This window comes from Chroococcidiopsis sp. CCALA 051, assembly GCF_003015105.1.
Taxonomy (GTDB): domain Bacteria; phylum Cyanobacteriota; class Cyanobacteriia; order Cyanobacteriales; family Chroococcidiopsidaceae; genus Chroococcidiopsis; species Chroococcidiopsis thermalis.
Window position 1 is genome coordinate 1 of the sequence record NZ_PYCI01000166.1, and the last position, 13,658, is coordinate 13,658.

Here is a 13,658-nt window from a genome sequence, read left to right on the forward strand (position 1 = left end):
CAAAAAGGAAAGAGCGTCAACAACAAGAACAACGCCAGCGACTAGAAACGAAAGCTAAACTCCAACAGCAGAGCGAAGAGATTTTGCAGCAGTTGAGTGTCAAACCCGTACAAAGTCTCGTGAAAGCCATCCAAATGATGGGGCTAAATCTGGACATCCTGCCGGAAGAATCTATTAGTGCAGTGCAAGGAAGCTTGTACGCAGCGATCGCTCAAGCGCGAGAGCGCTGGTGGGTGCGCGGTCACGCGAGTTGCGTCAGGGCAGTTGCCTTCAGTCCCCTCGATCCCAACGACCCTGATGGTGAGAAGATGTCGATCGCCACAGGTAGCCACGACCGCACTGTTCGCCTGTGGGATCGTCACGGTCAGCCAATTGGCAATCCTTTCATTGGTCACAATGACTTAATTACTGCTGTTACCTTCAGCCCCGATGGTGAGATTGTTGCAAGTGGTAGCCGCGATTGCACCATACGTTTGTGGGATCGCAAGGGTAACCAGATTAGTCAACCTTTTGTCGGTCATCGAGATTCAGTGACTTCCGTTGCTTTCAGCCCTAATGGGAAAATGCTTGTCAGTGGCAGCGATGACGGTACGCTGCGTCTTTGGAACCGCAAGGGCGAACAGATTGGTAAAGAGATTGTGGGACATGAATCTTTTGTGAGTGCAGTAGCATTTAGCCCCAATGGTAAAATGTTGTTAAGTGGTGGTGGCGATCGCGCTGTGTGTCTTTGGAATCTTGACGGCGATCGAATAGGTGAATCTGTCTCTCGTCATAACGACTTTGTTACAGGTGTTGCCTTTAGTTCAAATGGTGAGATTTTTGCTAGTAGCAGCTGTGACAAGACCGTGCGTTTGTGGAACCTCAAAGGCGAATCTATCGGTCAGCCGATCGGTCACGAGAAATATGTCACCGCAGTTACCTTCAGTCCAGACGGTCAAACATTGGCGACTAGTAGCGGCGATTGGAAGTTGCATTTATGGGAATTAGACGGCACGCCGATTGAGAATGAGTTGGTGGGACATACAGATGTAGTTACATCCCTCGCCTTTAGCCCTGACGGTAGGCTGCTTGCGAGCGGTAGTGGAGATTGTACCTTGCGCCTGTGGGAGCGGTATGGCAGCCAGATCGCTACGCCGATTCAGGGTCATGCATCTGCTGCCATAGATAGACTGATCAGCCTTTCGCCGTACGCGATCGTCAGTAGTGCCGACAAAACGTTGCAACTCTGGGATATAAAACAGGGTAAACAGATAGGCGATTCATGGGTAGGGCATGATGACTATATTTACGCCCTTGCTCTTAGTCCCGATGGCAAAACCATCGCCAGTGGTAGCGGAGATGGTACTCTAATTTTGTGGGACTGCCAGGGCAAACAGCGATCGGAGCCTTTGCGAGGGCATCACGCAGAAGTGACTGATGTGGCATTTTGTCCTGATGGTAAGTTCATTGTGAGTGCGAGCAGCGATACGACACTGCTATTGTGGAACCTGGACGATAAACAACAATCAGCACCTTTTTGCGCTCATGACGGACAAGTCAATGCGATCGCCATTAGTGGCAGTGGGGAAAACATTTACATTGTCAGTGGGGGGAATGATGGGTATCTCGTGCTGTGGGATAGGCACGGCAATCCACGAAATAAATTTTCTGGTGATGATGGACCGATAAAAGCCATAGCTTTTAGCCCCGATGGTCAGTTCGTAATGAGTGGTGCTGCTAACGGCATATTGCGACGGTGGAATTTAGAAGGTAAGCAGCAGGGCGATCCGTTCGTCGGACACCAAAACGCAGTGACTAGAATCATCTGTCTAGATAGCAATACGGTATTGAGTGCCAGTATGGATGGCACTCTCCGACTGTGGAGCCTTGAAGGAGCGGCGTTAGGAGAACCATTGCGGGGACATAAGGGTGCTGTTTCAGCAGCAAGTTTGAGTTCTGATGGGGAAACGATCGTGAGTGGAGGAGTTGACGGCACTATCAGGACTTGGCTCGGTGGCAACTGGCGCACCTGGCTGAAAGTGGCTTGCAACGGACTACGCAATCATCCAGTTTTCAATCCGCCTACCTCTGAGTTAGCCAGCAAAGCCTTGCAGTCATGCCAGCATCATGTTTCAAACGGTAGTGAGTCACCAACTTATGACAAACCTCATAAAAGATACAACTAGACGATAGTTTTACAATTGCCTACATTTGCAACCATATTTCTACTATTGAGCTATATAATAGTAGTGCAAGAAAAACTTTGAATAGATTCAATTAATTGCGTTCTTTACTTACTAAAGAAAAAGTTTAATTAGAATTGTTACCTAATAATAATTATCATTGCTGAGTTCGCGCTCTATCAGGCTTAAGGTTAAGAAAAATTGATTAAGCCATGACAATACTATTAAGTTTAATGTAAGAGGTGTATATGAAGACTCCTGATTTCTCAAATGTCAAATTTTTTAAGTCTTCTTACAGTGCCGATGCTAGTACTTGCGTTGAGGTGAGCTTTAAGGACGGTTGCATTGCTGTTCGAGATTCAAAGAATCCAGAACAAGGTTTATTAGTTTTCAACAAGTCTGAATGGGAGGCTTTTATCAAGGGGGTCAAAAGCTGTGAGTTTGACCTCAGCTAATTAGGAGAACAACAGGTGGTAGTTCAAATGCCATAAAACTCAATCTTCAATCGTGCTGTCACCTGGTGTTTTTTGTTGGATGAGATGTGAAATGAACATCGGCGTTAAACTCCGCTCATTTTATCCCTTGAAGCAATTAAATACAAAGATAATTAAAATATGAATACTTCAAATAATTTACAATGTTCAAAACAACAAAATAACCCAGAAAACAATGAAAAAGAACAATTATTACAACACGCTGCTATCGATTCAAGGAAAGATGGTTATGGCGAAAATTTCCAAGACCATCTTTTAGAAGAATACAAAATATACGTAGAAATGATGGATAGAACTAGTGCCAGGAGAGTTCAAACCAATACTTTTTATCTGACGTTATTGTCAGCAATACTAGCATTGGTTACTACCTTTATTGATAAAGCTTTCTTTCCTATTAACCAATTATTTTTACTTTCATTGCTAGCGATTTTGGGACTATCTTTATGTTTTGTATGGATGGTAAACATTAACTCTTATAAAGAACTTAACTCGCTTAAATTCAAAGTTATTAATGAAATGGAGAAGCATTTGCCATATCCTTGTTATATGAGGGAGTGGGAAATTTTAAAAGAAGATACGAAAAAGCATAGAAAACATAGGCGCTTAACTCAAGTAGAAAAGTACGTACCATTTATTTTGGCTATCCCATATTTCTTGTTGTTTTTTTACTCTACAATTAAAATATTTACTAAATATTTTACAAATGTTTAGAGCGGATTTCCCTCAAAAACTTGATTCATGGCTAAAAAATATTTTGTTTATAAAGAGTTCGAGCAAAATAAATTTTGATTCCATGAAACATGCAGATCTACTCAAACCAAAAGGATTTGAAGAAGTCGAACATACTGCCGATCGGACTTATCGGATTTGGGGTCAAAGTTTAGCAGAATTGTTTGTGCAGGCAGCAAAAAGACTTTACTATCTTGTCGGAATGCAGCTAGCAGCAGCGCCACAAGTTATCCGAGAGATTAGTCTACAAGGTGTGGACAATGAAAGTTTACTAGTTGCCTGGTTGAACGAACTGCTCTACCTACATGAGAGTGAAAATCTAGGGTACGAGCAAATCAAAATTTTACAGCTTGATGGGAAAACTTTACATGCTAAAGTGACTGGCTCCCATGCTCGGCAGTGGCTCAAAGATCTTAAAGCAGCAACTTACCATAACTTAGCAATTCATTCAACAGAAACAGGTTTTGAAGCGACACTAGTATTAGACGTTTGACATCAAGGTTTCTGAGATCGACTGCCAGATGCGGCAGAGTTACTGGTAAGCCTGCAAAGGCAGAGATAAAATCCCTGGATGCCGCAACGAGGAGGGGATTATGGTTAACAAGCAAGATTTTCACCGGATTAATTACATTTGGGAAATCCCCACATCTTTCCATCCAGCCATGAAAGTTCCGGTCTGGGTCTTTGCGGATGAGGAAATCCTGGAAGATGCTTTAGGAGATTTGTCCATTACTCAGGCTATCAATGTTGCCCAACTTTCTGGTCTTGTAGGTCATGTTGCCATTATGCCCGACGTACACCAGGGATATGGGATGCCGATTGGTGGTGTGATGGTATTGCGAGTACCTGATGGGATTATCTCCCCTGGAACTGTGGGTTATGACATCAATTGTGGCGTGAGGGTCTTGGCTTCTGAAATTGATTATGAAACCGCAAAGCCTTTTATAGGCGAGCTAGCAAATACTCTCTATCGCAACTGCCCCAGTGGTGTGGGTGAAAAAGGCAGCATACCTTTGTCGATGGAGGAACTAGACGCACTCTGCCGTATGGGTTCTCGCTGGGCGTTGGAACGCGGATATGCCACAGCAGAAGACCTAGCTCGCACGGAGGAGTTTGGTTGTCTAGAGGGCGCTCAGCCGGAAAATGTGAGCCAGCGGGCTAAGGAACGAGGAAAAGGGCAGTTGGGTACTCTGGGTGCAGGCAACCATTTCTTAGAAGTCGATGCGATCGAGGAAGTTTTTGACCGCGAAGCCGCCCAGGTAATGGGATTGAGACAAAGTTGCCTGGCAGTCCAAATTCACTGCGGTTCTCGCGGCTTCGGTCATCAGATTTGTACCGATTACGTCCAAGATTTTCAGTTCGCAGTTATTCGCTATGGCATCCATATACCCAACCGAGAATTATACCCAACCGAGAATTGGTTTGCGTCCCGCTTGATTCTCCAGAGGGACAAGCTTACCTAGGGGCAATGAAAGCAGCGGCAAACTACGCCTTTACCAATCGTCAAACTCTAGCTCACCACGCTCGCCGGAGTTTTCAACAGGTGTTTGGCACTTCAAGAGGAGAAAGCCACCTGAGTCAGGTTTACGACATTGCCCACAATATAGCTAAAATTGAAACCCATCGAATTGAAGGTAAGAAGATCGAAGTCTGCGTTCATCGCAAGGGAGCAACGCGAGCCTTTGGACTAGGGTTTGCCGGATTACCACCGGAGTATCGTTCTTTGGGTCAACCCGTCTTAGTGCCTGGTTCAATGGGAACCGAGAGTTGGATTCTGTTGGGAACGGCAGCAAACGAGGAACTTTCCTTCGGCTCGACTTGCCACGGGGCAGGACGAGTCATGAGTCGCACGAAGACGAAGGACTCCGTACGGGGCGATCGCTTGCGGCAGGAATTAGAAAAAGAGGGCATCAGCGTCCGCGCTGGTTCGATGTCAGGGTTAGCTGAGGAAGCCCCTCAAGCTTATCAAGATGTCGATCGAGTCGTTGCCACTGTCAGCCAAGCTGGCATTGCTCGTAAAGTCGCTCGTCTGCGACCTGTTGCCGTCATCAAAGGTTGATTAGCCCACAGATTCTTGCTCTTCTAGGCGATCGCGCCCGCGCTCTTCCCGAAACAAGCGTATTGCATATGCTCCAGCTGGGATTGCTTGTAACTCCTGGCTGACTGCCGCCATTTGGTTGGGTAACTCGCGTAACCCAGGCAACCTGACACTATACTCAGGAGTCGCCAGGATCGGAGCCGCAAAACAAGCAAAGGAGAGATCGGCGGCGGAAAAGCGATCTTCAACTAAGTAGCGCCGTCCATCAGCTAGCCGATTGTTGACCATCTCGAATATGCTCTTAATTGTGTCAAGGGAACTGGCGGCTGATTCTGCCGTAATGTTGTAAATCCGTCGGGCAATAGAGCGAGCAATTGGAAAGACTATAGGAAACAATGCTCGTTCGACAGGCGGTGTTCCCTCGCCCCACAACCTTTGCATTAACTGCCAATTGTCGAACACGTAAAAGTATCCCCAACAGCGGATGCTGGGACCTAGCTGTGTATCGAACAAATCTGCAAGTTGCTCTACCTCGTAACGCAGTTGCGGATCGGTGGGATAAAGCTTAGCTTCTACTGAGGCGATGCGATCGAGATAATGCAATATTTCAGTCGAATCGGTAAAAGTACCCGCCTCGGTTATCAGAACGGGAACGGAACTACCACCAGCTTGACTGGTAGCTAGTCGGTGCATCGGGGGCACGTGACGCTCTTCAATATAGGGAATATTGAGTCGCTCCAATGCCCATCTTGCTTTTTCGCAGTAATGGCTGACTGGGATAGTGATAAGGCGGAAAGCTGGTTTTTGTCGATGCTTCTGCATAGGTACGATCTAATTAGCGACGTTTTCTAGAATCTGTCAAGCGCGAGCTGTATACCTTGAGATTTCTTACCAGATGTCAGGGTCGGGTCTTTTTTGAAGAGAAATTTAAGTTTTGCAGATTTAATGCTCTAGTTTTGTGTGCTAGCGATTGACAACTATCCGCTCTAATTTGATGATGCTACTAGAGAGCCTTAGAGGTGGGTATCGCTCGGCAGACATAGCAGTTTTTAGATAGCGATCGAAAATTGCTCGATCGCTCTCCCCAGCCAGAATCACCACCAACTCAAATCTTCCTCTGTCTGGTATGTAGGCAGATTGCTCCCACGTGCGATCGTGACTAATGATGATTTCTCCTTGAGGATACCAATCTTGAGATTGATAAGGACGAAGGAACAACCACAGAGATTTACCTTGTAGATTCCCAGAGATTTTGCCTTCAACAACTATTTCTTGGGCAACGCGATCGCCGTTTTTAGGCTTTGTTATAAAGGCTTCAGAAGCTTTTCTGTAAGCAAACAATTCTTTCTCTAAAACTTCTACTCGCCCTTTTAATAATTTATTCTCTGTTTCTAGTTGTTCTTTTCTCTCCTTGAGAAGAGTTACTTGACCAGTAGTTTCTAAAATAGCTCTATAAGCACCAAAACCAGTGACAAACCCTAGTACCAACATTCCACCCATCGACCAAATTATATTTTTCTTTAATAAATCTTCTATGCTCGTTCCCTGTGGCTGACTACTTGCCTTTTCTTGAGATCTATTTTCAGTATTCATAACTATATTTCTCCCCCAAATCTCGTCGACTTGATAAGATAAAAATTTTGCCTTAATATTAATCGGCAACATCTGCTCATAACTTAAGTCTGCTCAAGTTGACTAGAAGCTAATTGCATTTGGATTTATCCAAACTTAAACTATCAGTTTGCGAGATTGGAATTCTAGGTAGCTACCGTGACAAAATTTGATAAGAATTGTATTTGCAAATAGTTGAGTGGCGATCGCTTTTACTATCAATTTACTGCAACCAGAATGAGCTTTAGTAAAAATTAGCAAAATGTTACTGCCAAAAGCTTTTGACCGTGCCGGTAAATTTGCATTATGGTGTCTTAAAGTTATTGGTATCGCCGTTGGCGGAAAATGGCTTTTCGCAGTTCCTCTGCTGCCAGCACCAGCGGCGGACAGACTAGCAAGAGCAACCACTGCCAACCACTTAAAGGCGCTGTGGTAAAAACGTTGCTCAGCGGCGGGAAATAGATGAAGGCGAACAAAGCCGCACATTCAACTCCAATACCGAGCCAGAGCAGCCGGTTATTCGTCCAAGACAATTGAAAAGCCGACACCCACTCAGAACGGCAGGCAAACAGATTGCCGATTTGACAGGCGACGATCGCTGCCAGCGTCATACTGGTTGCTTGATGGTAAATGGCTCTCACCTCTGGTTCGGCGGAGTGGCTCAAAATCGCCCCAGTGACTTGCTGGAGATCTGCTAACGAGTAACCATAACTCCACCAGACGATCGAGAATCCCAGCATGGATAAAATCGCTTCCAAGACACCAAGAAATCCGTATGCCCTTACTAACAAGGGAAAATTGAGCAGGAACTGATGCTTGGCGCGAGGCGGACGGTTCATAATTCCAGTTTCTGGAGATTCAGCACCCAATGCCAGCGCCGGAACCATGTCCGTCCCCAGATCCACTGCCAGAATTTGCAAAATCGTCAAGGCTGGCGGGATTTTGAAGGCAACCATCGCCAGAAATGGCACGATTTCCGGCACGTTGGATGCCAGAATATAAGTCATAAACTTGCGAATGTTCTGGTAGATCGCTCGTCCCTGCTCAACGGCGCTGACAATTGTGGCAAAGTTATCATCAGTCAGAACGATATCGGCTGCTTCCCTTGCCACGTCCGTACCGCTCATTCCCATCGCAATGCCAATGTTAGCTGCTCGCAAGGCAGGAGCATCATTCACGCCATCGCCTGTCACGGCGACGATTTCACCTGAGTCTTTGTAAGCCTGCACCAACCGTAATTTGTGTTCGGGAGACATGCGAGCAAACACCAAGTTAGAGCGATATTTCAACATTTGCCGCAGTTGAGCATCGGAAAGATGCCCCATACCTTCCCCTGTCACCACCCGCACCCCCTCGTTTCCTAAACCAATGTTTCGCGCGATCGCTTCAGCTGTCAGTCCGTAATCTCCCGTCACCATCGTCACTTTAATCCCTGCTGTATGGCAGGAGGCGATCGCCTCTTTTACTTCAGGACGGGGCGGATCGAACATTGCCACCAAGCCAATAAAAATTAAGTTTTGCTCTAGTTCCTGCGATCGCAGCTCTAACAACTGTTTGTCACCCTGACGAGCGGCAACCCCCAACACCCGAAATCCCTGTCGTGCTAATTCATCATTGGCTGCGATCGCCTCATCCCAATCTGCCTGAGTCAGGTCTCGAACCGTTCCGTCCTGTAATATAGCCTGACAGTGACGCAACACTTCTAATGGCGCTCCCTTGGTAAAGCCGAGACAAGGAAATTCGCTTGCCCACAACTGGGATGACTGCCAATCTAACACCACTGTCATCATCCGCCGCCGCGAATCAAACGGTACTTCTCGCAAGCGAGGAAACTGGCGTTGCAGTTGTTCCAAGTTTAATCCTGCTTTCGCCGCCGCCACCAACAGCGCCGCTTCTGTCGGATCGCCAATTTCCTGCCACCGACTAGGTGCAGTTAGATGAATCAAGCGAGCATTGGAACACAAAGCAGCCCCTGTTAATAACAGATCCACCTGCCAAGGGGCGGCAAGAGCGGATGGAATCAGAACTTTACCCGTTGTCGGGTCGTAACCTGCTCCTGTAACTTCGATCGCCTGCCTGCTGCGAGCTGCATTTAAACTTTCCCCTGCTCCTGGTCTTCTAGTCTCCTCTGCTTTTCCTGCTCTCTGCTGCGAGGACACCCATAAATAACGCACCGTCATTTCATTTTTCGTCAAAGTTCCGGTTTTATCCGTGCAGATGACTGTGGTTGCACTGAGAGTTTCCACCGCAGAGAGGCGGCGTACCAGAGCGTTGCGGCGTGCCATCCGCTGGACTCCCATCGCCAATGCTAGCGTCACCGTCGGCAGCAGTCCTTCGGGTACGTTAGCAACAATGATACCGATCGCGAAAATGAAACTTTCCGTAATGTCCATGCCAATCAGCAAATAGCTGAGTAGGAAGACTGTGATGCCCATAAGTAAGGCGATCGCCGTAATAATCCGTACGATCCGAGCCACCTGCACTTCTAAAGTACTGGGTTCTCGCTTCACCATTGTGGTGAGGTGCGCGACTTGCCCGAACTCCGTCTGAGCGCCTGTAGCATAGACTACAGCCACAGCTCGTCCCGATGCAACGCTGGAGCCTGCCAAGACCAAATTGGCGATTTCAGCTGGATTCACCCGTTCCTGTAACGGCTGTTCCCCAGGTTGCAGCAGCGTTTTGCCTCCTCGCAGTGGTACGACTTGGCGGGGACGCACGGGATAGCGATCGCGGGCAACGGGCAGCGATTCTCCCGTAAGTACTGAGACATCGACGTAAAGATTCTCGGCAGTAACCAAACGCGCATCGGCAGAAATGCGATCGCCTTCTTCCAGTTGCACGACATCGCCCCGTACCAATTCCCGCGCTGGGATCTGCTTCAAGTCCCCATCGCGGTATACCTTAACTTGCACTGGCAACACTTTTTTTAATGCTGCTAGCGCCCTTTCCGCCTGGTATTCCTGCCAAAAACTAAAGACAGCGTTAATCCAAATCACAGCCCAGATTGCCCAACCTAGTTGGGGCGTGCGGGATACGAATGCTAAAATTCCTGCTACCCATAACAGCAGTGCCATAAAATGGGTGAGCTGATCTGTAAAGCGGAGCCACAACGGGCGATGGGCTGGTTCTGGTAGCTCGTTCGCGCCATCTTGCTGCAACCGTCGTACTGCCTCATATTCAGGTAAACCAGCGGTAGTGGTTCCCAGTGACTCATAGACGGCTTCAATCGGCAATGCCCAAACTGGTTGATGGAACGATACCATACTGTCCAGACCTCATGCTGCATTCGATTGCATAACATTCTCGCATGTGTCTGGTGTTGCCCTGCCGACTGCCAGGAATTTGTCAGGAAAAGCGATCGCTGTCGCATTTTGTTTGGTTAGCGATCGCTCTACCTATAAGATGAGTAAACTGCGCCTTTTTTGGAAGATGATTAACTAAGTGCGATCGCATATATTTCTAAAAAGATATAGAGCGGCGTTAGCAACGTCTTACGGAGCGATCGTGCTTGGAAATATTTTTATACAGAAAACAAGCTAAAACTTTTAACTTCTACTCTTGTTTAGAATTGTCGTGCAGAGGAACTCTGCAAGTAGTAAAGATATGCTGAAATTTCCAGCATACTTACTAACATACCTGTTAGAAGTGATGAGATGAAAAAAGTCAGTCTAAATAGTTATGCTTTTAAAAAATTGGTGGGGGTATGACCTGAAAGCAATCTGTGGGAAGCGATCGCAAAAGATCCTCAGAGCAAGAAATGCCGCTCCGTACGGTTATCCCTACCCTTAAGTAGTATATATGTACGCATCAGAAGCTATAATTCTAGAGATACCATATTTAGTGTTAATAAGCTAGCAAAACACCATATTTGGTGTAATTTTCTGAATTCCAATACCTTCCAAGAAAAATGGCTAGAAGCGTCAACGAAGCTTTCGATGTTTTTTGACCGACTATGTCAACCTAGATTCAGAGCAAACTAAGTTAGCTAGAAATAGTCGGGATTGGCTTCTATCGCAAATCCATGCGTTTCCTGACAAAGATAATAAATTTTCAAGGTTGTACTCAGAAAAAGATATATTTTTTGGTTCGTTTCCCAGACGTACCAAAAAGAGAGAGCTTGATGATATTGATATGATGATTGCTTTGAGTGCTGAAGAAGCTGTCTATAACGAATTCACAGATAGGATTGAGATTTATGTATCTGATTCCACTTATAGACTGAAATCACTTTGCTATTATAACACAAATATTCTTAGTTCACGGAAAGTCATCAATAAATTTATCAGCCTGCTTAATATAATTCCACAATATGAGAAAGCTGAAATCAAGCGCAACATGGAAGCTGCTACTCTCAAGTTGAGAAGTTATTTTTGGACTTTCGATCTCGTGCCTTGCTTTTTTACACAAAAGGACTGGTTCAATAGCTAGAATCATATAGCTTGCAAACTCAAATTTATGAAAATCGTCGTCGCAGTCCATTAATTTTTAATTGGCTTTATTCTCGATTGAGATGTGAGGACGAGGAACAAATGAATAAAGGTGCTGAATCCCTTGTTCAAGAATTGTCTCAAAATCCTTAGCAATATGCTGTGAGGACGAAGCATAACAAATCGATGAAGCGAACGGGCGAGAGATCTTGGTGAGGATACAAATGTTATCTGTCGCCACTTATCTCGCTCGTTGCCGACTGTCAATAAACCTTGCGGCTTGTTGAATAACTTGTTCGTTGCGAAGAATGCGTTGGTATTCTAACCCTGATGTGACAATCAGATGAATGCCATGTTTATACGTTAGCGAAGCTTAACTGTAGTTATCGCCCGATTCTCTTCAAAGCCTACTTTCCGATCGCCGCGATCGTGCTGGAGTTGGAGGGCGATCGCACTTTGTCACCCCGATCTCGTACTAAGTCCAAGAAAACTACCGCTCGCCTGGAATTTGTTAGGAAAAGCGATCGCTGTCGCATTTCGTTAAACTAGCGACTACTTGTAAGATGAGATCGGAAATGCCAAAAGCAGGGCAGAAATGTTACTTCAAATCGGCTATGAATTGCTCTGGGATGTACCCTCACCTGCACCCGCGATCGTCAAGCTTTATTTACACCCCTCACAGCTACCGCGCCTGAAACAGCCCGAATGCGTCACAGTTGAGCCGGAAATTCCGATTGAAGAATTTATTGATGAGTTTGGTAATCGTGCTGGTCGCCTGATTTTACCAACGGGACGAGTGCGGTTGTGGAATCACGCCATTGTCGAAGATAACAATCGACCAGAGCCAGTTAATCCCAATGCTCGGCAACATGCTGTGGAAGATTTACCGCTAAGGACAGTACCATACTTGCTGAGCAGCCGCTACTGTGAAGTCGATTTGCTGTCGGAAATAGCATGGCAACTCTTCGGTCAAACCCCGCCAGGATGGGCGCGAGTCCAAGCTGTTTGCGATTGGGTGCATGAAAATGTGCGCTTTGGCTACGAGTATGCCCGTCCTACCAAAACAGCCTATGACGTGTATACCGAGCGCACCGGAGTCTGTCGAGATTTTATGCATTTAGCTGTGACCTTTTGCCGTTGTTTGCATATTCCAGCGCGTTGTGCGGCGGGATACCTCGGCGACATCGGCGTTCCCCCTTGTCCCCTGCCAATGGATTTTAGTGCGTGGTTCGAGGTGTACTTAGACGATCGATGGTATGCGTTTGATGCTCGTCACAATATCCCCAGAGTTGGACGTATTTTGATGGCAAGAGGACGCGATGCTGTGGATATTGCATTTGCAACTTCCTTCGGTTTACTCAATTTAGTAAAATTCACAGTCTGGATCGATAAAGTGATTGAGGATATCGCGATCGGTTAAAACACTTGCATCCATTCAAAGGCAAGGATATTCAAGAAAATACCGTTGAAAAATACAACGACCATCAAAGCGATCTGATACCACTCAATTGGTTTCACTGTCAGGTCGAGTGCCGCATGTAAGAAATTGAGCGCAGTGTAAAGTGCTGTTAAACCAAAGTGGATGATTCTGTAGGGCTGCCAGTTAATCAATGCAGTTGCCGCGATCGCGAGCATGGGGATGGCATAAAAGCCCAGCATTAACCAAGGATGGGTCACAGGCATTTTTCCTTTAGCACCAGGCATGGCAACACTTTGACCGTACAACATTGGCATCATTGCCAGTTGGCTGTGAAAGACCATCCCAAATAGAAAGACTGCCCAAAGGGCGACGATCTTGGCTTGAATACTTAGATCGATCATAGATGACCTCTTCAATCTAAATCTGTCAGCAGCGAACGCACTCGAACAAAATTTTGACGCAGTGTAATTTCCCCAGTTTTGTTGACAAGCGTGCAGACATATGCTCTTTGAATTGTTTTTTTAACAGTCAAAAATGACTAAATGATTTGCTGAATCTTCTTGAAGAAATTACGATTTTTACAGTCGAAGTATATGCAACAATCTTTTGCAAATCCTCAAGCAATTTCTAATTATCAGGCGTTGTTTACTAGCATTTAATTAATCGAAGCGATCTGCAATTTTTCCCTCTAAATTAATTCTATAGCGAGTCTAAGCGAATTGTGAAAAAGCATCGTAGTTTTTAAAATTCGGAAGATTAAAGAGTTTTAGATCTACA

Annotated in this window: 12 protein-coding genes and 1 pseudogene; 8 read left to right on the forward strand and 5 right to left on the reverse strand. The window is 46.0% G+C overall.

The window, feature by feature from the left end; all coding sequences use genetic code 11:
• From C7Y66_RS26990 to C7Y66_RS33565, 5 genes and pseudogenes are all read left to right on the forward strand, one after another.
• The coding region (locus C7Y66_RS26990; protein ID WP_199197667.1) for a WD40 repeat domain-containing protein at positions 1-2,165 on the forward strand (2,165 nt) is incomplete at its 5' end.
• A 245-nt stretch (positions 2,166-2,410) separates the two neighbouring features.
• Positions 2,411-2,617: a DUF397 domain-containing protein gene (locus C7Y66_RS33560; protein ID WP_106547956.1), complete on the forward strand. Its 207-nt coding sequence runs from the start codon at positions 2,411-2,413 to the stop codon at positions 2,615-2,617.
• Positions 2,618-2,776: 159 nt separating this feature from the next.
• Entirely contained in the window at positions 2,777-3,367 is a 591-nt protein-coding gene (locus C7Y66_RS27000) for a hypothetical protein (RefSeq protein ID WP_106547957.1), read from the forward strand.
• An 82-nt stretch (positions 3,368-3,449) separates the two neighbouring features.
• Positions 3,450-3,878 (forward strand): archease, encoded by a 429-nt coding sequence (locus tag C7Y66_RS27005; protein WP_106547958.1) that lies wholly within the window; start codon positions 3,450-3,452, stop codon positions 3,876-3,878.
• Positions 3,879-3,978: 100 nt separating this feature from the next.
• Positions 3,979-5,444: pseudogene (locus C7Y66_RS33565) on the forward strand (RtcB family protein).
• Here the strand turns inward: C7Y66_RS33565 and C7Y66_RS27015 are convergent.
• The 3 genes from C7Y66_RS27015 to C7Y66_RS27025 all read right to left on the reverse strand — a co-directional run bounded on the left by C7Y66_RS27015 (position 5,445) and on the right by C7Y66_RS27025 (position 10,297).
• Positions 5,445-6,245, reverse strand: coding sequence for a glutathione S-transferase family protein (locus C7Y66_RS27015; protein WP_106547959.1), 801 nt, complete (start codon positions 6,243-6,245; stop codon positions 5,445-5,447).
• A gap of 141 nt (positions 6,246-6,386) precedes the next feature.
• Entirely contained in the window at positions 6,387-7,016 is a 630-nt protein-coding gene (locus tag C7Y66_RS27020; RefSeq protein WP_146149892.1) for a hypothetical protein, read from the reverse strand.
• Between the two features lie 338 nt (positions 7,017-7,354).
• Entirely contained in the window at positions 7,355-10,297 is a 2,943-nt protein-coding gene (locus C7Y66_RS27025; protein ID WP_106547961.1) for a cation-transporting P-type ATPase, read from the reverse strand.
• 679 nt (positions 10,298-10,976) lie between these two features.
• Between C7Y66_RS27025 and C7Y66_RS27030 the strand changes: the two genes are divergently transcribed.
• Together C7Y66_RS27030 and C7Y66_RS33570 are read left to right on the forward strand one after the other, a co-directional pair.
• Entirely contained in the window at positions 10,977-11,462 is a 486-nt protein-coding gene (locus C7Y66_RS27030; protein WP_106547962.1) for a hypothetical protein, read from the forward strand.
• An 11-nt stretch (positions 11,463-11,473) separates the two neighbouring features.
• Positions 11,474-11,614 (forward strand): S-4TM family putative pore-forming effector, encoded by a 141-nt coding sequence (locus tag C7Y66_RS33570; RefSeq protein ID WP_158266005.1) that lies wholly within the window; start codon positions 11,474-11,476, stop codon positions 11,612-11,614.
• Between the two features lie 254 nt (positions 11,615-11,868).
• On the opposite strand, the gene C7Y66_RS33150 is transcribed toward C7Y66_RS33570, so the two are convergent.
• Positions 11,869-11,997, reverse strand: a complete 129-nt coding sequence (locus C7Y66_RS33150; protein WP_255410072.1) for a hypothetical protein — start codon at positions 11,995-11,997, stop codon at positions 11,869-11,871.
• A 59-nt stretch (positions 11,998-12,056) separates the two neighbouring features.
• On the opposite strand from C7Y66_RS33150, the gene C7Y66_RS27035 reads away from it, so the two are divergent.
• Positions 12,057-12,881, forward strand: coding sequence for a transglutaminase family protein (locus C7Y66_RS27035; RefSeq protein WP_106547963.1), 825 nt, complete (start codon positions 12,057-12,059; stop codon positions 12,879-12,881).
• Here the strand turns inward: C7Y66_RS27035 and C7Y66_RS27040 are convergent.
• The gene (locus tag C7Y66_RS27040; protein ID WP_199197668.1) at positions 12,878-13,282 is read right to left on the reverse strand and encodes a hypothetical protein; all 405 of its coding nucleotides are present in this window, start codon (positions 13,280-13,282) and stop codon (positions 12,878-12,880) included. The genes C7Y66_RS27035 and C7Y66_RS27040 overlap by 4 nt on opposite strands.
• Positions 13,283-13,658 lie beyond the last annotated feature (376 nt).

Coding starts and splice junctions, on each gene's coding strand:
- C7Y66_RS27005 (WP_106547958.1), top strand. CDS start 3,450: ATGAAACATGCAGATCTACTCAAACCAAAAGGATTTGAAGAAGTCGAA.
- C7Y66_RS27000 (WP_106547957.1), top strand. CDS start 2,777: ATGAATACTTCAAATAATTTACAATGTTCAAAACAACAAAATAACCCA.
- C7Y66_RS27035 (WP_106547963.1), top strand. CDS start 12,057: ATGTTACTTCAAATCGGCTATGAATTGCTCTGGGATGTACCCTCACCT.
- C7Y66_RS27025 (WP_106547961.1), bottom strand. CDS start 10,297: ATGGTATCGTTCCATCAACCAGTTTGGGCATTGCCGATTGAAGCCGTC.
- C7Y66_RS27040 (WP_199197668.1), bottom strand. CDS start 13,282: ATGATCGATCTAAGTATTCAAGCCAAGATCGTCGCCCTTTGGGCAGTC.
- C7Y66_RS27020 (WP_146149892.1), bottom strand. CDS start 7,016: ATGAATACTGAAAATAGATCTCAAGAAAAGGCAAGTAGTCAGCCACAG.
- C7Y66_RS33560 (WP_106547956.1), top strand. CDS start 2,411: ATGAAGACTCCTGATTTCTCAAATGTCAAATTTTTTAAGTCTTCTTAC.
- C7Y66_RS33150 (WP_255410072.1), bottom strand. CDS start 11,997: ATGCGACAGCGATCGCTTTTCCTAACAAATTCCAGGCGAGCGGTAGTT.
- C7Y66_RS27015 (WP_106547959.1), bottom strand. CDS start 6,245: ATGCAGAAGCATCGACAAAAACCAGCTTTCCGCCTTATCACTATCCCA.